Here is a 20,076-nt window from a genome sequence, read left to right on the forward strand (position 1 = left end):
GTCGGAAGGTGGAACACCGGTGTTCAAGAAGATCCTGGTCGCGAATCGAGGCGAGATCGCGATCCGCGCATTCCGCGCCGCAGTCGAGCTCGGAGCGCGGACGGTCGCGGTGTACCCGTACGAGGACCGCAACTCCCTGCACCGCCTGAAAGCTGACGAGGCGTACCAGATCGGCACCGTCGGCCAGCCGGTGCGCGCCTACCTCGATGTCGCCGAGATCCTCCGCGTCGCGAAGGAGTCGGGGGCTGACGCCATCTACCCGGGCTACGGCTTCCTGAGTGAGAACCCGGAACTCGCGCGCGCTGCCCAGGAGGCCGGCATCGCGTTCATCGGTCCGCCGCCGCGTGTCCTCGAGTCCGCGGGCAACAAGGTCACGGCGAAGAACCAGGCCATCGCCGCCGGCGTGCCGGTGCTCGCCTCGAGCCAGCCCTCGACGGATCTCGACGAGCTCTGCGCTGCCGCCGACGAGATCGGCTTCCCGATCTTCGCGAAGGCCGTCGCAGGAGGCGGCGGGCGCGGCATGCGTCGCGTCGAGCGCCCCGAGGACCTTCGCGAGGCCCTCGAGTCCGCAATGAAGGAGGCAGAGAGCGCCTTCGGCGACCCGACGATGTTCGTGGAGCAGGCGGTGCTCCGACCTCGCCACATCGAGGTGCAGATCCTCGCCGATGAGCACGGCAACGTCGTGCACCTGTTCGAGCGCGACTGCAGCGTCCAGCGGCGACACCAGAAGGTCGTCGAGATCGCTCCCGCTCCCAACCTCCCGCAGGAGGTCAGGGACAAGCTCTACGCGGATGCCGTCGCCTTCGCGAAGTCCATCGACTACGTCAACGCCGGCACCGTGGAGTTCCTCCTGGACACAGCCGGGCCGCGCGCAGGTCAGCACGTCTTCATCGAGATGAACCCTCGCATCCAGGTCGAGCACACCGTGACGGAAGAGGTCACGGACGTCGACCTCGTCCAGGCGCAGATGCGCGTGGCCTCGGGCGAGCGCCTCGACGACATGGGCCTCCAGCAGCACCAGCTGGAACTCCACGGCTTCGCGCTGCAGTGCCGCATCACGACCGAGGACCCCTCCCAGGGCTTCCGTCCAGACACCGGCGTCATCACGACGTACCGCTCCGCGGGCGGCTCCGGCATCCGCATCGACGGCGGCACCATCGCAACGGGCGCGGAGGTCCTGCCGCACTTCGACTCCATGCTCATGAAGCTCACGGCTCGCGGACGCGACTTCCCCGCAGCCGTCCGGCGGGCCCGTCGAGCGCTCTCCGAGTTCCGCATCCGCGGCGTCGCGACGAACATCCCCTTCCTCCTCGGCGTGCTCGACGACCCCGACTTCCAGCGTGGCGACGTCGCGACCGACTTCATCGAGAAGCGTCCCGGGCTGCTCGAGTACCGCCGGCCCGGCGACCGGGGGACCAAGATCGTCAACTGGCTCGCCGACGTCACGGTCAACGCCCCGCACGGCGCTCGGCCGACCTCCGTCGAGCCCCGCTCGAAGCTCCCTGAGCTCGACACCGCCCTCCCGCTGCCCGGCGGGCGCCGACAGGAGCTGCTCGAGCTCGGGCCGACGGCCTTCGCGGCGCAGCTGCGTTCGGAGCGGCGACTCGCCGTGACCGACACCACGTTCCGCGACGCGCACCAATCGCTCCTCGCGACGCGCGTCCGCACGCGAGATCTCGTCACCGCCGCCCCCTACCTCGCGCGGCTCACGCCTGAGCTGCTCTCCATCGAAGCCTGGGGAGGGGCGACGTACGACGTCGCGCTCCGCTTCCTCGGGGAGGAGCCCTGGGAGCGCCTCGCGAGCCTTCGCGAGGCTGTCCCGAACATCCCGCTGCAGATGCTGCTGCGCGGGCGGAACACCGTCGGCTACACGCCGTACCCCGAGGCCGTGACCAAGGCGTTCGTGCACGAGGCGACCGCGACGGGCGTCGACATCTTCCGCATCTTCGACGCGCTGAACGACGTGTCGCAGATGAAGCCCGCCATCGACGCGGTGCTCGAGACCGGCACCGCCGTCGCCGAGGTCGCTCTCTGCTACACCGGCAACCTCGCCGACCCCGCTGAGCCGTTCTACACGCTCGACTACTACCTGCGCCTCGCGGAGCAGATCGTGGAAGCGGGCGCGCACATCATCGCGATCAAGGACATGGCGGGACTCCTGCGCCCGCAGGCGGCTTCGATCCTCGTCAAGGCTCTGCGCGAGCGCTTCGACCTGCCCGTCCACCTGCACACGCACGACACCGCTGGTGGACAGCTGGCGACGCTCCTGGCGGCAAGCGAGGCGGGCGTCGACGCCGTCGACGTTGCCAGCGCTCCGATGTCTGGTACGACCAGCCAGGCGAGTCTCTCGGCACTGGTGGCATCGCTCGAGCACACGGAGCGGGACACCGGCATCAGCCTCACGAACGTCACGGATCTCGAGCCCTACTGGGAGGCAGTCCGCCTCGTCTACCGCCCCTTCGAGTCGGGTCTCCCCGGCCCGACCGGTCGCGTGTACAAGCACGAGATCCCGGGCGGTCAGCTGTCGAACCTCCGCCAGCAGGCCATCGCACTCGGACTCGCGGACCAGTTCGAGCGCATCGAGGACATGTACGACGCGGCCGACAAGATCCTCGGCCGCATCCCCAAGGTGACGCCCTCATCGAAGGTCGTCGGAGACCTCGCCCTGCACCTCGTCGCGGTAGGCGCAGACCCGGCCGACTTCGCCGAGAACCCGGGCAAGTTCGACATCCCGGACTCGGTCATCGGCTTCATGGCGGGCGAACTCGGCGAGCTGCCCAACGGATGGCCGGAACCCTTCCGCAGCAAGGTGCTCGAGGGTCGCGACGTGAAGATCGAGATCACGCCGCTCTCCGCGGCCGACGAAGCCGGCCTCGCCGGCGACAGCCTCGAGCGCAGGCGCACCCTCAACAGGCTCCTGTTCCCGCAGCCGACCGCGAGCTACGAGGACACGGTCCGCCTCTTCGGCGACCTGTCCGTGCTCGACACCCTCGACTACCTGTACGGGCTCGAACCTGGCGAGGAGCACGTCATCCACATCGGCAAGGGCGTGCAGCTCTTCGTCGGGCTCGAGGCCATCGGCGAACCGGATGCGGACGGCATGCGCACCGTGATGGCCACCCTGAACGGCCAGCTGCGGCCCGTCTTCGTGCGCGACCGCAGCATCAAGGTCGACACGATCGAACGCGAGAAGGCCGACAGCGGAAATCCCGGCCACGTGGCAGCGCCGTTCTCCGGCGTCGTCACGCTGCGCGTGGACGTCGGCGAACGCGTCGCCCAGGGGCAGACCGTCGCGACGATCGAGGCGATGAAGATGGAGGCCGGGATCACCGCACCCGTCGCGGGAGTCGTCGAACGCCTCGCGATCACCTCACCGCTCGAGGTCGGCAACGGGGACCTCCTCGTCGTCGTGCGTCCGGGTGCCGAGAGCGCCGATGCCTGAGCGCACCGACGCCGAGCACTTCGGCCTCATCATCATCGGCGCAGGCTCGGGGAACTCCCTCCCCCCAGGCGACGAGAGCGGGCCGAAAACCGCGATCATCGACGACGGTCCGCACTTCGGAGGAACCTGCCTCAACGTCGGCTGCATCCCGACGAAGATGTTCGTCCACGTGGCGGACATCGTGCGTGTCGCGCGCGACGCCGACCGCCTCGGCATCCACGACGTCCGGCTGCGCCCGTCGTGGCCGGAGGTGCGGGACCGCGTGTTCGGGCGCATCGACCACATCAGCGACAGCGGAGAGCGCTACCGGGAGAGCGGCAACCCTCGGGTCACGCTCGTCCGAGAGCGAGTCGAGATGCTCGGCGACCGCGAGGTGCTCACGGCATCCGGCAGACGCCTCACCGCCGACACGCTGGTGATCGCCGCGGGAAGTCGCGCGCGCCACCATGACGTCGTTCCGCTCAGTTCGCCGCTTGTGCACACCTCCGACACGATCATGCGCATCGATGACGCGCCTCGCCGCCTGGCGATCATCGGCGGCGGCTCGATCGCGTCTGAGTTCGCGCACGTCTTCAGCGCCTTCGGCTCCGAGGTGACGCAGCTGGTTCGCGGGCGCGTGCTCTCCTCGCTCGATGCCGACGTCGCCGAGACCTTCGCGGACGCGGCACGGGAGCGCTGGCGCCTCGAGACCAGCACCTCCGTCGTCGGCTTCTCCGACGACGGCGGTGTCGCGACGCTCACGACCGACTCGGGAGAGCGCATCGAGGTCGACGCTGTGCTCGTCGCGATCGGGCGCATCCCGAACACCGACACGCTCGGCACCTTCGAGGTCGGCTTCGACCACCACGACGACGGTCGTCTGCGCGTGGATGCCTACCAGCGCGTCCTGCGCGACGGCCACCAGGTGCCTGGCGTCTTCGCCCTCGGCGACATCGACTCCGAGCACCAGCTCAAGCACGTCGCCAACCACGAGGCGCGGGTCGTCGCCCACAACATCGCCGTCGAGCCCGGTCGTCGCCTCATGAAGAACACCCTCGGCCCGGTCCCGGACGTGGTGTTCACCGAGCCGCAGATCGCGAGCTTCGGGGCAACCCTCGAACGGGCCGAGCAGCTCGGCTACGACGCCTTCGAGGTCGTGCACGAGTACGGGTCCACCGCATGGGGGTGGGCGCTCGAAGACCAGCGCAGCTTCTGTAAACTCGTCATAGCGCGTGGAAGCGCGACCATCCTCGGGGCGCACATCGTGGGCCCAGACGCGGCGGTCCTGCTCCAGCCCCTCGTCCTCGCGGCGAGCTTCGGGCACTCCATCCGGGGCCTCGCGCGCGGCCAGTACTGGCCCCACCCCGCGGCTAGCGAGGTGGTCGAGAACGCGCTGCTGCGCGCTGAGGAGGAACTGTGACCGTTCGCCCCATCCGCTTCTACGGAGACCCGGTGCTGCGCACGCCCGCCGAGCAGATCACTGTCGTCGACGACCGCATCCGCAGTCTTGTCACCGACCTGCTCGACACGACGGCACTCGACGGCCGTGCCGGGGTGGCCGCTCCGCAGATCGGGGTCGGGCTCGCCGCGTTCTCGTACAACATCGACGGGCGGACCGGCTACGTGCTCAACCCGGTCCTCGAGAGCACCTGGGGAGACGTCGAGGAGATCGACGAGGGGTGCCTGTCCGTCCCGGGCCTCTGGAACAAGACGCCACGGTACGAGCACGCTCGGGTCACCGGAATCGACCTGGACGGCGAGCCCGTTGTCCTCGAGGGCTCCGGCCTCATGGCTCAGATGCTGCAGCACGAGACCGACCACCTCAAGGGGGTCGTGTACATCGACACGCTCGCTCCAGAGCACCGCAAGGAGGCCATGCGGGAGATCCGGGGCAGCGAGTGGTTCGCACCAGCGACCGTTGCTGCTGGATCCGCGAAGGCCAGCGCCTTCGGCCGCACGTCGCGCTGACGATACTGGCCTTGGGCGCTGGCCGCGAGGGTCCGGCGCTCGGCGCTACTTGAGCGTGATGCCCTGCGTCGCCGGTGCGGCGTTGTAGATGCCCTCGATGATTCCCCGGTACTTCTCGAGGATCACATGGCGCTTGATCGACATCTTCGGCGTGAGCGTGCCGTCGGCTTCCGTGAACTCGCCGTCGAGCACGACGAACTTGCGGATCGACTCGGCCCGGGAGACGCGCGTGTTCGCGAGGTCGACAGCATGCTGGATCTCGGCCAGCACCTTCGGGTGCTCAGCGGCCTGCGCGACCGAGATGCTCGGGTCCTCGCCGTTGTTGGAGAGCCAGGTCCTCAGCATCTCGGGGTCGAGCGTGACGAGCGCGGAGATGAACGGGCGCTGGTCTCCGACGACGACGATCTGGCCGACGAGCGGGTTGGCTCGGATCGGGTCCTCGAGCGCTGCGGGGGAGACGTTCTTCCCGCCGGAGGTCACGATGATCTCCTTGATGCGCCCGGTGACGGTGATGTAGCCGTCGTCGTCGATCGAGCCGAGATCTCCCGTCTTGAACCATTCGCCGTCGAAGGCCGCGGCCGTGGCCTCGGGGTTCTTCCAGTACTCGCGGAACACGTTGATGCCCTTGACCTGGAGTTCGCCGCTGTCATCGGTGCGCACGGCGACGCCCGGCAGTGCCGGGCCGACGGTACCGATCTTCGACTTCTCCGCCAGGTTCACGGACGCGGGAGCCGTGGTCTCGGTGAGGCCGTAGCCCTCGAGGATGTTCACGCCGATGGCCCGGTAGAAGTGGCCGAGACGCGCGCCGAGTGGCGCGGAACCCGAGACGGCGTGCTTGACCCGGCCGCCCATGACCTCGCGCAGCTTCGAGTAGACGAGCTTGTCGAACAGCTTGTACTGGAGGCCGAGGACAAGCGGCGTCCGGCCCGCGTCCTGCGATTCCGAGTAGCGGACCGCGACGTCTGCCGCCTTGCGGAAGATCTTGCCTCGGCCGCCGGTCTCCGCCTTCTGCTCCGCCGAGTTGTAGACCTTCTCGAACACGCGGGGCACCGCGAGGAGGAAGGTCGGGTGGAAGGTGCCGAGCGACTCCACGAGCTTCGAGGTGTCGTGCTGGTGCCCCACCTTGACCCCGCCGTAGATGCAGAGGACCGAGATGAAGCGGGCGAAGACATGCGCGAGCGTGATGAAGAGCACCGTGGATGCGCCGGGGTAGATGAGCGCGCCAAGCGGGTCCTTCACGTTGCGGCACAGCTCGACGAAGTTCGAGTGCGTGATGACACACCCCTTGGGGCGTCCCGTCGATCCCGAGGTGTAGATGAGCGTCGCGATGTCAGCGCCGTTGGCGATCCCGCGACGACGCTCGATCTCCGCGTCCTCGACGCCGGCCCCGAGGCGGATGAGCTCCTCGATCGCCCCGGCATGCAGCGCGTAGCGCACGCGCAGCCCGGAGACGGTGTCCGAGATCTCGTCGAGCTTGTCGTCGTGCTCTGGGAGCTCGGAGATGATGCCGACGGCCTCCGAGTCCTCGAGCATCCACTCGATCTGCGCTGACGAGCTGGTCTCGTAGACCGGCACCATCACCGCGCCGGCATACCAGAGCGCGAAGTCGACCAGCGTCCACTCGTAGTTCGTCTTCGCGACGAACGCGATGCGCTCCCCGGGCTCGACGCCAGCGGCGACGAAGCCCTTGGCGAGGGTGTGCACCTTCGCGTGGAACTCCTTGACCGGCACGTCGCGCCAGGTGCTGCCTTCTGGCAGGGCGAAGAGGGCGAGATCCGGCGATTCTCGAAGTCGGTACTCGAGCAGATCTGTGGTGTTCCAGCTCGGCTCGGGGCTGACGACGGCGGGGGTCTCGGATAGCTTCATTGCAACTCCTGAGTGTGGTCCTGGCCGTGAGCCGCCTGAACGCCCATCGTCCGGACCGATTCGACTTCACGTTCCGTGGCTCCCAACCCTACCGTTTCGGAAACGGGGAGCGGCGCAACGGGGCCGGGCATGTCCCGAGTACACTGATGTGCCATCGCCTATCGGGAGGCCACGCATGTTGTATTGGGTGCTCAAGCATCTCTTCGCAGGTCCCTTGGTGCGCGGAACCTTCCGCCCTTGGGTGCGCGGCGTCGAGAACATACCGGCGAAGGGGCCGGTGATTCTGGCGTCGAACCACTTGTCGGTCATCGACTCGTTCTTCATGCCGTTGTCGATCGACCGCCGCGTCTACTTCCTCGCGAAGAAGGAGTACTTCACCGGCACGGGGATCAAGGGCTATCTGACGGCGCAGTTCTTCAAGTCGACGGGCATGCTCCCGATCGACCGGGGCGGCGGAGCAGCGAGCGAGGCGTCCCTGCAGACGGGCCTGCGCGTACTCGGCGAGGGCAAGGTGCTCGGCATCTATCCGGAAGGCACTCGCAGCCCCGACGCACGGATGTTCCGCGGGCGCACGGGAATCGCGCGCATGATCATGCAGGCGGACAAGCCCGTCACGGTCGTCCCCGTGGTCATGGTCGACACGGAGCGCGTCCTGCCCATCGGAGCGAAGGTTCCTCGTCTCCGCAAGGTCGGCATGGTCTTCGGCGAGCCGCTCACCTTCACGCGGTACGAGGGCATGGCCGCCGACCGCTTCGTGCTCCGCTCCATCACGGACGAGATCATGAGCGAGCTGCACGCCCTCAGCAACCAGGACTATCGCGACATCTATGCCTCGTCCATCCGAACCAAGATGGACGCAGAGGCCAAGGCGCTCGCCGCCGCACAGAAGCACTGAATCGCCCAGCAGGTCTGAGCGTTCGAGAAGCCCTGAGCGATCAACAGAGCAGAGCGCCGCGGCCCCGAGTATCGTCGGGGCCGTTCGGCGTGAGATCCAGCAACACACCAGCGCTGCAGCGCACAAGCTGCCAGCATGAGATCAGAGACACGAGATCAGAGAAGCGAGCATGAGCCAATTCACCTCCACCCACACAGAGTCGATCCCGACGCCCCCCGGCGTGCTCGAGGGGCTCGACGCCTGGCGCGAGCTGCCGATCCGGCAGCAGCCGCAGTGGGGCGACGCGACCAAGGTCGCGAGCGTCTCAGGTGAGCTCGCGTCGCTGCCGCCACTCGTCTTCGCCGGCGAGGTCGACCGCCTTCGCGACCGTATCGCGACGGCCGCTGCCGGGCAGGCGTTCGTCCTGCAGGGTGGCGACTGCGCCGAGACCTTCGCGGGCGCGACGGCAGACAAGATCCGTGCGCGCGTGCGCACGATCCTGCAGATGGCCGTCGTGCTGACGTACGGCGCGTCGATGCCGGTCGTCAAGATGGGCCGCATGGCAGGTCAGTTCGCGAAGCCCAGGTCGAGCGACAACGAGACGCGCGGCGACGTGACGCTGCCCGCGTACCGCGGAGACATCGTCAACGACTTCGATTTCACCGAGGAGGGCCGGACCCCGGATCCGGAGCGCATGCTCCGCGGCTACCACACGGCCGCTTCCACGCTGAACCTCGTCCGGGCCTTCACGACGGGCGGCTTCGCCGACCTCCGCGAGGTGCACTCCTGGAACCAGGGCTTCGCCGCGAATCCCGCCAACGCGCGCTACGAGCAGCTGGCAGCTGAGATCGATCGTGCCGTGCGCTTCATGGCGGCCGCCGGAGCTGACTTCTACGCGCTCCGTGACGTCGAATTCTTCGTCGGCCATGAGGGGCTCCTCATGGACTACGAGCGACCCATGACCCGCATCGACTCCCGCACCGGTCTGCCGTACGACACGTCCGGCCACTTCATCTGGATCGGGGAGCGCACGCGCGACCTGGACGAGGCGCACGTCGACTTCTTCAGCCGTGTGAAGAACCCCATCGGCGTGAAGCTCGGGCCATCGACGACACCCGAGACCATGCTGCGGCTCATCGACAAGATCGACCCGAACCGGGAACCTGGTCGCCTCACGTTCATCACCCGCATGGGCGCAGGCAAGATCCGCGACGCGCTTCCACCCCTGCTCGAGGCGATCAAGAGCAGCGATGCGCAGCCGCTGTGGATCACCGACCCGATGCACGGAAACGGGATCACGACTCCGAACGGCTACAAGACGCGTCGCTTCGACGACGTCGTCGACGAGGTCAAGGGCTTCTTCGAGGCGCACCGCGCCGCCGGGACGCACCCGGGCGGCATCCACGTCGAGCTGACGGGCGACGATGTCACCGAGTGCCTCGGCGGTTCCGAGCACATCGACGAGAAGACCCTCGAGACGCGCTACGAGTCGCTGTGCGACCCGCGACTCAACCACATGCAGTCGCTCGAGCTCGCCTTCCTCGTGGCTGAGGAGCTGCGCGCGGGCAAGCACTAGAGCGACTCGGCCGTGACCCGCTTGGCGGCGCTTCCGGTCGTGTGACGAGGCCTCCTGGGGTGGTTGAGCTGTGAGCTCTGCCATCACCAGGAGGCCTCTGTCAGAGTGTGGGAGCACGAAGCCTGAACTCCGTCGTCGCGTCGCCCGTGAAAAGATGAGCGCATGACGGCTGACGGCGTACGCAGAGTCGATTTCCTCCCGTGGGAGTACGATCCCCACTCCGCCGACGGAGCCGCCCAGGCTGAGCGGCTGGGCGAATTGGTGGCGTCGGGTGCCGCGATCGGCGACCGGGTGTTCGTCTCGGCGAGTGCCGCCTTCTTCTGCGACCGGCTGTCGATCGGCGACCGCAGCTATATCGCCGCCAACGCCTACGTCACCGACAACGTCGCGATCGGCGCGGACTGCTCCGTCAACCCGTTCGCCGTGGTCCGCGGCGACGTGCAGATGGGCGACGGCGTCCGAATCGGCGCACACACCTCGATCCTCGGCTTCAACCACGTGATGGAGCCGGACGCTCCGGTCTTCACCCAGGGGCTCTCGAGTCGAGGGATCGTCCTCGGAGACGATGTCTGGATCGGCTCGCAGGTGACGATCCTCGACGGGGTGGTGGTCGGCGACCACGTCGTCATCGGCGCCGGTTCGGTGGTCACGAAGAGTGTCCCCGACCACGCGATCGTGGCAGGCAATCCGGCGCGTGTCCTGCGCGACCGCCGGGCGCCGGTCCGCCAGGCCGGGCTCGGGGAGGCGCTCCGACGCTTCGGGGACACGGCTCGGGCTGAGATCCCGGCAGTGCTCGAGCGGTGCTTCGAGGGCGGCCGCTTCGTCGATCGCCCGGGCACGGCTGCGGTGCCCACCCTGCGCCCATGGGCCGACGCGGTCGAGCTCGCCGACCTGCTGCTGGACGCGCCGCCGCCGGGCTTCGCCGCCGCGGACCTGCTCCGGCGGCTGACGGCGAGGCAGGATCCTGCGACGGGGCTGGTCGCCGACGGCGATCTCTCGGACGCCGGCCTCGAGCGAGCGCCGACGTGGCCCGATCGGCAGCCATCGGAGCCGCTTTCGGTGTTCGACGGGCCGGCGAGCTACCACGTCCTCAGTGTCAGCTACGCCGTGCGACTGCTGGGCGGGCGGATGCCCCACCCGACCAGTGCTGTGCACGGGCTCACGGGATCGGACCTGACGGCGACCCTCGACGCCCGCGACTGGGCGGCTGGCGCCTGGGGCTCCGGTGCCGCGGTCGACGCGGTCGCGACGGCGTGTGCGGCGAACATGCTGGATCATTCCGACGCCTTCGACGACGGCGGAGACGGGCCTCTCCTCACCTTGCTCGGCTGGGCGGTCGCACGAGCGGACCCGCGAACAGGCCTGTGGGGGGAGGAGCTGCCCGGCTCGGAGTCGCCACGGCTACAGGCCGTGAATGGCTTCTACCGGCTCACCCGCGGACTCTTCGCGCAGTTCGGACTGCCGCTGCCGTATCCGGTCGCGACGATCGACACCGTCCTGCTGCACGCCGCGGACCCTCACCTCTCCACGCCAGCCGGCTGGACGGCGTGCAACGTGCTCGATATCGCGCATCCGCTCTGGCTCGCTTCGCAGCAGACCCCGCACCGCCGCGGGGAGATCGCGGAGTGGGCGCGCGGGGCGCTCGAACAGACGCTCGGCCAGTGGGCTCCCGGCGAGGGGATGGCGTTCGCGCCCCGATCCTCGGGGGAGGACGGCGAACCAGGGTTGCAGGGGACCGAGATGTGGCTGAGCATCATCTGGCTGCTCGCGGACCTGCTTGAAGCATCGGGTTCGCTGGGCTACCGCATGCGCGGGGTGCATCGTCCTGAGCCCATCGCGGCACTTCGGCCGGCGTCACGCTCATAGCGCTCGGTCGCGGAGAAGAAAGCCCGGGCAACGCCCCAGCGGCCAGAGCGCCTACAGCGTCGCGGTGGCCGTCAGCGTGACATTCGACCCGGCAGGCACCTCGACGCCCGCTGCGGGCGACTGCGTCGAGACGACGAACTTGATGACCGGGTTCGGGTCGTTGACGATGCCGGGAGGAACGTTGTGGCCGACCGTCAGCCCGAGTCCCTCGAGCGTCGCGATGGCTTCGCCGATGGGTGCTCCGACGACGTTCGGGAGGACGACGGGTGCTGGCCCCTTCGAGACCGAGATGTTGATGGTGTCGCCCGGAACGACCGGATCGGTGGTGGTCGAGGAGGCGATGACGACGCCGCTGGCCACAGAGGCCGAGAACTCCCGGCTCGACACGTTCACGACGAGTCCTGCCTCCTCGATGAGCTTCGTCGCGTTCGCTTCCGTCTCGCCTGCCACGTCCGGCAGGATTCCTGCCGAGGCGACGAGTCGGATCGGCTGGCCCTCTGCGAGCGTGGAGGGAAGTGGGGCGCCGGTGGTGTCCGTCGCCGCGATCACGACATCGGCTTCCTCGTCTGAGAACTGGCGCAGGGTCGTGGCCTGGTCGTAGGTGAAGCCCGCCTCGGTGATGGCGGACTCCGCCGCTTCGAGGGTCAGTCCTTCGAGGGCCGGCACCGTGAGCATCTCCGGCCCGGCGGAGACGACGAGGGAGATCGGCGTCTCGGGTGCGAGCGACGTGCCGGCCTGCGGGTCCATGTCCATGACGGTGCCGGCAGCGACCTCGAGCGAGAACTCCTGCGTGACGTCGCCGACGCTGAAGCCGGCAGCGGTGATCGCGGACTCGGCGTCCGCCTGCGTCAGCGAGACCGCCTCGGGGACGGTGTTGTAGGACCCCGGTCCGAGGCCGAACCACCAGCCGATGCCGCCGGCCGCCGCGACGAGGGCGATGACCAGGATGGCGATGACCGCCCCGAGGGTGCGTCGCTTGCTGGCGCCCTGCTCGGCCGTCGAGGTCGCTTGAGGGAGCGAGGGCTCGAGCTCCGCTGCACTCGTCTCCGGGAAGACCGGGGCCCCGACCACGGTGGGGGAGTCTCCGGGTCGGAAGGGCTCGACGTGTCCGTCGGAGAACTCGGGAGGGGAGGATGCGGACGACATCTGGCTCGTGATGAGGGCGAGCTCCGTCGGGTCGGTGTCCTCGACGTCACTCTGGCTCGCCGTGGCCAGAACGGTCGTCGGGTCGACAGGCCGAGCCGACTGGCCGAGCTCCGCTTCCGCGCGCCGCAGCGCTTCGAGCATGACGCCGGCGTCCGCCGGACGAAGCTCGGGATCGCGTTCCGTCGACCAGGCGACGAGCTCGTCGAGCTCGTGCGGCACGCTGGCGTTGACCTCGCTGGGAGCGGGCACCGTCTCGTTGGCGTGGCGGTACGCGATGTTGACGGGCTGGTCGCCGCGGTACGGCTGCTCGCCCGTCAGCATCTCGAAGAGCATGATGCCCAGCGAGTAGATGTCGCTGCGCACGTCGGCCGTGCCCTTGGTCACGAGCTCGGGACTCAGGTAGGCGATCGTGCCGAGCAGGACCTGCCCGGTCGCCGTGTTCGCGCTCGCCGCACGCGCAAGACCGAAGTCGCTGAGCTTGATGCGGCCGTCGTCGGCGAGCAGGACGTTCTCGGGCTTGAGGTCGCGATGCACGATGCCGAGCTTGTGCGCCGCCTGCAGGCCCGCGAGCACGGCATCCATGACGTCGATCGACTGCTCCGGGGTGAGCCGGTGATGGTCGTGGAGCAGGTCGCGGAGCGTGATGCCCGGGATGTACTCCATCACCATGTAGGCGAAGACCTCGTCGTCACCCTGGTCGTAGACGTTCACGACGTTGGGGTGGGTGATCTTCGCCGCGGAGCGCGCCTCGCGGATGAACCGCTCGCGGAAGCGCTCGTCGGCGGCGAGGTGGTCGTGCATCACCTTGATCGCGACCCTGCGCTCGAGGCGCAGATCAGTGGCGACATAGACCGTAGCCATGCCGCCCTTGGCGATCAGAGAGCGCACTTGATATCGGCCGTCGATCAGACGGCCGATCATGTCGTCGGGACCAACGGGACTCACGTCGTGCAGGATAGCCCGACGAGGCACGCGCCTCCCGGATGAAACACCGCACGGCGCCGAGGAATCGCTCGGGCTCGCATCGATGCGCCGAGTCTGCGACCATGTGAGGCGTGAGCGACGTCTTCAGTACCCGTGAGTGGTACACGATTCCCCAGGCAGCATCCGAGCTCGGTGTCTCGACGGGGCGCGTGTCGACCCTGATCGAGGACAAACAGCTGCTGTCGTTCCGCATCGAGCGAGAGCCGCGCATCCCGCAGGAGTTCATCAAGGACGGCGAGCCGCTGGCCGGCCTCCGGGGAACGCTCTTCCTGCTCGGCGACGCGGGTCTCAGTGCGCACGACCAGATGGTGTGGCTCCTGAGCGTCGATGAGACCCTCGGCGTCGCGCCCCTCGACGCGCTCGTGCAGGGACGCAAGACGCAGGTGCGTCACGCCGTCCAGCTGCTCGCCATCTAGACGGTCACCGCGTCTCGAGCACCCTGCTCGATCAGCGCTGTTCGATCAGTGCTGCTCGACGGCTGCTGCGTCTCGCCGCCGCCGGCCGACCGGCTGCTGTCACCGAGCGGGTTGTCAGCTGGTCAGTGCTCCCGGTGAGCCGTGCGCTCCGCGAGCTGCTCGAGCAGTTGTCGCGACCCGGGGTCGAGCTCCAGGCTCTGCAGCCCGGCGAGCGCCTCGACAAGTGAGGAGGTGATCAGCTCCTCCACACGCTGCAGTCCGCCGGACTCCGCGATGAGCGCCTGCATCCAGGCGATCTGCGAGTCGTCCAGCCTCTGGTCTCCGAGGAGCTCGTCGAGCCGTGCCGAGTCCGAAGGCGATGCGAGCTCCTGAGCTGCGGCGATCATGAGCGTTCGCTTGCCCTCTCGGAGGTCGTCTCCGCTGGGCTTGCCGGTGACCGCCTCGTCCCCGAACACGCCGAGGACGTCATCCCGAAGCTGGAAGGCGAGGCCGAGGGGAAGTCCGAACGCGCGAATCTGCTCCACGAGGTCATCGGAGGCACCTCCGAGGAGTGCTCCGAGCACAAGAGGCTCCTCAACGCTGTACCTGGCGGACTTCGAGATCGCGATCGTCGTCGCCCGGGACGCGCGCGCGTCGATGGGGATGACCGGCCACGCGACCTCCTCGACGAGGTCGAGGTACTGGCCGATGGTCACCTCGCTGCGCATCTTGCTGAACTCGGCTCGTGCGCGAACGGCGTCCGCGGGGGGCACGAGGGCGCAGGCCTCCACGAAGAGCTGGTCGCTCCAGACGAGCAACAGGTCGCCGAGCAGGATCGCGGCGCTGAGACCGAAGTGCTCCTCGTCGCCGGCCCAGCCGGCGGCGCGGTGGTGCTTCGAGAAGGCGCGGTGGGTGGAAGGGGCGCCCCTGCGAGTGTCGGAGCGATCGATGATGTCGTCGTGGACCAGGGCTGCGGCGTGGAAGAGCTCGATCGAGGCCGCAGCGAGGATCACCGCCTCGCTCTGCTCGGGCGTGCCGGCGGCGCTGCTGTACCCGGCGGCGCAGAACGAGGCCCGGAGGCGCTTGCCGCCCGTTGTGAAGGCGCCGGCCTGCTCCAGGAAGGCGGGCACATCGACGCCGATCGGCCCCAGAACCTGAAGATTCTCGGCAATTGTGGCGTCCAGACGACGCTGGACTTTGGAGGACAGCGTAGAACTCTCAGACACGACACCACTCTACCCAGGTGCGCGCGCCTACAATGGGCGCAATACTTCGGAGCGGGGCTCCGATCGCCCCCTGAGCACGAGGTCAACATGGCACTATCTGAGCAAGAGCAGCGGTTGCTTGATGAGATGGAGCGCAGCTTCTACCAGAACGATGCGGACGTGGTGTCCACATCGCCGAGAAGCGGCGCTGCGGTCACCACGCGAGCCGTCGTGGTCGCGTTCCTTTCCGTCGCAGTCGGCATCGGCGTCGTCGTCGCCGGCGTCGCTACCAACATCCCGGTCCTGGGTGTCGTCGGGTTCGTCCTGATGCTCGCGGGAGTCGTGTACGCGTTCGCCGTCCCGAAGGGCGGGGCTTCGCAATCCGATCCACTGCCGACCGGTCGCCCCTCATCGAAGAGCGGCGATTCGTCTGACGGTTCCTTCATGGACAAGCTCGGCAACCGCTGGGACAAGCGGCAGCAGGGGGAGTAGCGGCGGGGGAGTTCCCCCACCGCCCTCCACCTCGCACCTTCCCTCACCACCCCACTTTCGTACCTCGGGACCGGCCACCTGGCCGGTCCCATTTTTTGTGCCGCCGTGAGGCGAAAACGACTCCACTTCCCTCCACCCTTGAGAGGCCAGTAATTTACTGGCCTCCTTCTGCATTCACAGGCGGAAAAGAGCGCGTTTGCGTAGATGTGTGGTGCGTTGTGGAGTAAAGTGGAGCCTGTGGGAATTCAGCGACAGGGAGGGAGGCGTGCATGTTCCTTGGCACGTACTCGCCCAAGCTCGACGAGAAGGGCCGGCTCATCCTTCCGGCCAAGTTCCGCGACGAGCTCGAAGAGGGTGTCGTGCTGACTCGCGGGCAGGATCGCTGCGTCTACGTCTTCTCCACGAGCGAGTTCGAGGAGCTCCACAACCGCATCCGCCAGGCCCCCGTCACCAGCAAGCAGGCCCGCGACTACCTGCGTCTCCTGCTCTCCGGAGCCCACGCGGAGACGCCTGACCGGCAGAACCGCGTGACCATCCCGCAGCAGCTCAGGCAGTACGCAGGGCTCGACCGCGAGCTCGCCGTGATCGGTGCTGGCAGCCGCGCCGAGATCTGGGATGCCGAGGCCTGGAACACCTACGTCGCGGCCAACGAGGCCGCCTTCTCCGAGACCGCGGAGGAGGTGATCCCGGGACTCTTCTGACCCTGACCGCCGATTCTCAGCCGTTCCGCTCTGAAGCGCCTTCCCTCGCAGCAGAGCTCAGCAGCACCGCGGAGCCCCATCTGAAGCCACTTCCCCGGCGGCAGACGGAATCTCCACTTCGCTCCCCTCGCGCATCGCCGCGGGGAGAGAGAACGGATGGGAATCAGTGATCAGGGAGGAACCCGCATCGTCATGACAGAGAACAGCCAGAACACACAGCCGGAGAACGACAGCGAACGCGACCCGGCATCGCTGCACACGCCAGTGCTCCTCGAGCGCTGCGTGGAGCTCCTCGCGCCCGCGCTGCAGGCCCCAGGCAGCATCTACGTCGACGCGACGCTCGGCATGGGCGGCCACAGCGAGGCAGTTCTCGACCGCTGCCCGAACGCACGCCTGGTCGGATTCGATCGCGATTCGGAGGCGCTCGGCCTCGCCGGACGACGCCTCGCCCGCTTCGGCGATCGGGTCACGCTCGTGCACGCCGTCTACGACGAGTTCGAGTCCTCGCTCGACGAGCTCGGGATCGACACCGTCGACGCCGTCCTGTTCGACCTCGGCGTCTCGTCGCTCCAGCTCGACGAAGCGAGCCGCGGCTTCTCCTACAGCCAGGACGCGCCCCTCGACATGCGCATGGACGCCACGAAGGGCGTCACGGCGGCAGAGATCGTCGCCACGTACGGTGAGGAGGAACTCAAGCAGCTCTTCTACCGGTACGGCGACGAGAAGCTCGCTCCTCGCTACGCGAGCTGGATTGTGCGCGAGCGGGCCCAGGCCCCGATCGCGACGACCGGACAGCTCGTCGACGTGCTCCAGCGGGCCACGCCAGCCGCGAAGCGCGATGCCGGTCACCCTGCGAAGCGCGTCTTCCAGGCCCTCCGCATCGAGGTCAACGCCGAGCTGGGCGCACTCGAGCGTGCCCTCCCGCAGGCCCTCGATCGAGTCGCCCTCGGCGGGCGCGTCGTCGTCGAGGCCTACCAGTCCCTCGAGGACCGCTTCGTGAAGCGTCTGTTCGAGGCGAAGACCACGTCGACCGCGCCGAGCGGCCTCCCGGTCGAGCTGCCCGAGCACAAGCCCGAGTTCGAGCGCCTCGTGCGCGGCGCGGAGCGGGCCGGCGCCGACGAGGGCGAGATCAATCCACGAGCACTTCCCGTGCGCTTGCGCGCGGTGGCGAGAGTTAGGAGCCCACGGGCATGACTGCAGCAACGAGCCTCCTCCGCGGGTCCACCTCCACGCGTCGCCAGAAGTCGCCCCCCAGAGAGGCGACCCCGTCGCCGCGCCTGCGACTCGTCGAGGCTCCAGGCACCCGGAGGCTCCCGAGTCTCCGCTCGATGCTCATCTCCCTGGTGGTCCTCGCCGGGGTCTTCGTCACGCAGCTCGCGCTGAGCATCGCGATCTCCCAGGGCGCCTACGAGGTCAGCGGGCTCGAGCAGTCGCAGACCGAGCTCGCCCGCACCGAGTCGGCGGCGCTCGAGGAGCTCAGCGCCATGTCCTCGGCGCAGAACCTCGCCGTCGAGGCCACGAAGCTCGGCATGGTGCCGACGGACTCGCAGGCGTTCCTGCAGGTCGGCAGCGGCTCGCTCGCCACCGATGCGGCCTCCACCGGCACCTCCGCTCCCATCAACACGGGGCTCGTCACCAACGAGGTCACGCAGCCAGCTGCACCGGTCGCCGACCCCAACGGAGTTTCAACGGAGCAGGCCGCCGCGCCTGCCGTACCCTCGGTCACCGAGCTGCGTTCTCCCTCCACGAGGTAGACCCACCACGAGCAACACCAAAGGGGGAGGACCAACGTGTCACCGAAAGTGTCCAGGCGCAGGGCAGGCCTCGTCATCATCCTGGTGACCGCGGTGCTCGTCGCCTTCGGAGTGCGCCTCATCGACGTGCAGCTTGTCTCCGCGTCGACCATCAACGCCGACGCCGAGTCCAAGCGCGGCGTCTCCAGCACGATCTTCAGCGAGCGCGGGTCGATCATCGACAAGAACGGCGAGATCCTCGCCGACTCCGCCGACCGCTTCGACCTGACGGTCGCCCCCGCGAATGTCGACGAGTTCGATCGCAAGGGCGAGGACGGCAAGACCACCACGGTCTCCAGGGACCAGGCGCTCGGCGAGATCGCAGCCATCACCGGGCAGCAGCAGGCCGAGCTCATCGGCGTCATCGACGGGGCACTCGCCATCGACCCCGAGAGCAACTTCGCGTACCTCAGCCGGGGGCTCGAGCTCGCGGCCTATCAGAAGGTGCGCGCGCTCGAGATCCCATGGATCTACCCCAAGCGAGAAGCGGCGCGCGTCTACCCCAACGGCCAGGTGGCCGGAAACCTCACCGGCTTCCTCGGCGCCGACGGCGAGCCCCTCGCCGGACTCGAGTACTCCGAGAACCAGTGCCTCGCGGGCGTCGACGGCGAGGAGACCTACGAGCGGAGCGCGGACAACGTGCGCATCCCCGGCACCGAGGTCACGCTGACCGAGGCGAAGCAGGGCGGCACGCTCAAGCTCACGGTCGACGCCGACCTGCAGTACTACGCACTCCAGGTGCTCGCTCAGCAGGTCACGGCGATGGGCGGCCAATGGGGGCACGTCATCGTCCAGGAGGTCGACACCGGCAAGGTCCTCGCCGCGGCGGACTACCCGTCCGTCGACCCCAACGACCCAGGCGCCACGGCGACCGAGGACCGTGGCTCCCGCGCGTTCACGGCACCGTACGAGCCCGGCTCGACGATGAAGGCCCTGACCGCCGCGATGGTCTTCGACAAGGGACTCTCCACGCCCGCTGAGCAGTTCACCGTGCCCGGCCGCTTCGAGCAGACCGATGTCAGCTTCGGCGACGACTGGGCGCACGGAGATGAGCGCTGGACCGCGGCGGGCATCATGACGCGCTCCTCCAACATCGGCATCGCCCTGATGGGGCAGCGACTGAGTGCTGGCGAGCGCTACGACTACATGCTCGACTTCGGCCTGAACGCCGACACCGAGGCCGGCTTCCTCGGAGAGGAGGCCGGAACGGTCCGCCCCTACGACGAGTGGGACCCGCAGACGAACTACGCCACGATGTTCGGCCAGGGCCTGCAGGTCACGGCCCCGCAGATGGCGAGCGCCTACCAGACCATCGCCAACGGCGGTCAGCGGCTTCCCGTCCAGCTCGTCGAGGGCTGTGAGACGGAGGACGGCTTCGTGCCGACCGAACCCGGTGAGGCGCGGCAGGTCGTCTCCGCGAAGGCCGCAACGGACACGCTGACGCTGCTCGAAGCCACGGCGCAGAGCGGGAGCCTCGCGAACGAGGTGGCGATCCCCGGCTACCGTGTCGGCATCAAGACGGGCACCGCTGAGGTCTCCGACGGACAGGGGCAGTACGTCGCGGGCAGCTTCATGACCTCGATGGCGGGGGTCGCTCCGATCGACGACCCCAAGTACGTCGTGACGGTCTCGATCATGAACCCAACTACGATGAGGGGCAGCGCCGCCACCGCGCCAGCATGGCACGATGTCATGGCCTACGTCCTCCAATCCAACCGGGTGGCACCATCGCCGAGCCCGTGGCCGACGATCCCGACCACGTTCTGATCCGCACTACTGCACAGGAAGT

Annotated in this window: 15 protein-coding genes; 12 read left to right on the top strand and 3 right to left on the bottom strand. The window is 68.4% G+C overall.

The features are described from left to right. Positions 1-19 precede the first annotated feature (19 nt). Genes C5E10_RS07595 through def form a run of 3 tightly spaced genes read left to right on the top strand, consistent with a single transcriptional unit; the run spans position 20 to position 5,389 of the window. Positions 20-3,442, top strand: coding sequence for a pyruvate carboxylase (locus tag C5E10_RS07595; protein ID WP_104331123.1), 3,423 nt, complete (start codon positions 20-22; stop codon positions 3,440-3,442). Beyond that, complete coding sequence (locus C5E10_RS07600) at positions 3,435-4,841, top strand: mycothione reductase (protein ID WP_104331124.1); 1,407 nt, start codon at positions 3,435-3,437, stop codon at positions 4,839-4,841. Before C5E10_RS07595 ends, C5E10_RS07600 begins: the two co-directional genes overlap by 8 nt. Further along, positions 4,838-5,389 (top strand): peptide deformylase, encoded by a 552-nt coding sequence (def, locus tag C5E10_RS07605; protein ID WP_104331125.1) that lies wholly within the window; start codon positions 4,838-4,840, stop codon positions 5,387-5,389. Before C5E10_RS07600 ends, def begins: the two co-directional genes overlap by 4 nt. 45 nt (positions 5,390-5,434) lie before the next feature. Here def and C5E10_RS07610 read toward each other — a convergent pair whose 3' ends face one another. Next, the gene (locus C5E10_RS07610; RefSeq protein ID WP_104331126.1) at positions 5,435-7,255 is read right to left on the bottom strand and encodes a long-chain fatty acid--CoA ligase; all 1,821 of its coding nucleotides are present in this window, start codon (positions 7,253-7,255) and stop codon (positions 5,435-5,437) included. A 175-nt stretch (positions 7,256-7,430) separates the two neighbouring features. On the opposite strand from C5E10_RS07610, the gene C5E10_RS07615 reads away from it, so the two are divergent. From C5E10_RS07615 to C5E10_RS07625, 3 genes are all read left to right on the top strand, one after another. After that, a complete protein-coding gene (locus tag C5E10_RS07615; RefSeq protein ID WP_104241124.1) occupies positions 7,431-8,150 on the top strand; it encodes a 1-acyl-sn-glycerol-3-phosphate acyltransferase in 720 nt (239 codons plus the stop codon). 169 nt (positions 8,151-8,319) lie between these two features. Beyond that, positions 8,320-9,705, top strand: coding sequence for a class II 3-deoxy-7-phosphoheptulonate synthase (locus C5E10_RS07620; RefSeq protein ID WP_104331127.1), 1,386 nt, complete (start codon positions 8,320-8,322; stop codon positions 9,703-9,705). Positions 9,706-9,867: 162 nt separating this feature from the next. Next, on the top strand, positions 9,868-11,571 hold the full coding sequence (locus C5E10_RS07625) for an acyltransferase (RefSeq protein ID WP_104331128.1): 1,704 nt from the start codon (positions 9,868-9,870) through the stop codon (positions 11,569-11,571). 51 nt (positions 11,572-11,622) lie between these two features. Here C5E10_RS07625 and pknB read toward each other — a convergent pair whose 3' ends face one another. Continuing rightward, entirely contained in the window at positions 11,623-13,638 is a 2,016-nt protein-coding gene (gene pknB / locus C5E10_RS07630; RefSeq protein ID WP_104331129.1) for a Stk1 family PASTA domain-containing Ser/Thr kinase, read from the bottom strand. Between the two features lie 134 nt (positions 13,639-13,772). Here pknB and C5E10_RS07635 point away from each other — a divergent pair, with 134 nt between their 5' ends. Next, positions 13,773-14,117 (top strand): Rv2175c family DNA-binding protein, encoded by a 345-nt coding sequence (locus C5E10_RS07635; RefSeq protein ID WP_104241128.1) that lies wholly within the window; start codon positions 13,773-13,775, stop codon positions 14,115-14,117. 122 nt (positions 14,118-14,239) lie between these two features. On the opposite strand, the gene C5E10_RS07640 is transcribed toward C5E10_RS07635, so the two are convergent. After that, entirely contained in the window at positions 14,240-15,322 is a 1,083-nt protein-coding gene (locus C5E10_RS07640; protein WP_104331130.1) for a polyprenyl synthetase family protein, read from the bottom strand. Between the two features lie 87 nt (positions 15,323-15,409). On the opposite strand from C5E10_RS07640, the gene C5E10_RS07645 reads away from it, so the two are divergent. From C5E10_RS07645 to C5E10_RS07665, 5 genes are all read left to right on the top strand, one after another. After that, complete coding sequence (locus tag C5E10_RS07645) at positions 15,410-15,793, top strand: DUF3040 domain-containing protein (protein WP_104331131.1); 384 nt, start codon at positions 15,410-15,412, stop codon at positions 15,791-15,793. 269 nt (positions 15,794-16,062) lie between these two features. Next, positions 16,063-16,494, top strand: a complete 432-nt coding sequence (gene mraZ, locus C5E10_RS07650) for a division/cell wall cluster transcriptional repressor MraZ (protein ID WP_104241131.1) — start codon at positions 16,063-16,065, stop codon at positions 16,492-16,494. A 192-nt stretch (positions 16,495-16,686) separates the two neighbouring features. Next, on the top strand, positions 16,687-17,688 hold the full coding sequence (rsmH, locus tag C5E10_RS07655) for a 16S rRNA (cytosine(1402)-N(4))-methyltransferase RsmH (RefSeq protein ID WP_258064748.1): 1,002 nt from the start codon (positions 16,687-16,689) through the stop codon (positions 17,686-17,688). Beyond that, the gene (locus C5E10_RS07660) at positions 17,685-18,248 is read left to right on the top strand and encodes a hypothetical protein (RefSeq protein WP_104331133.1); all 564 of its coding nucleotides are present in this window, start codon (positions 17,685-17,687) and stop codon (positions 18,246-18,248) included. Before rsmH ends, C5E10_RS07660 begins: the two co-directional genes overlap by 4 nt. Before the next feature lie 36 nt (positions 18,249-18,284). Next, positions 18,285-20,054, top strand: a complete 1,770-nt coding sequence (locus C5E10_RS07665) for a penicillin-binding protein 2 (protein WP_104331134.1) — start codon at positions 18,285-18,287, stop codon at positions 20,052-20,054. Positions 20,055-20,076: the final 22 nt, after the last annotated feature.

Origin of the sequence: Pseudoclavibacter sp. RFBG4 (assembly GCF_002931515.1) — a bacterium.
GTDB lineage: Bacteria > Actinomycetota > Actinomycetes > Actinomycetales > Microbacteriaceae > Pseudoclavibacter.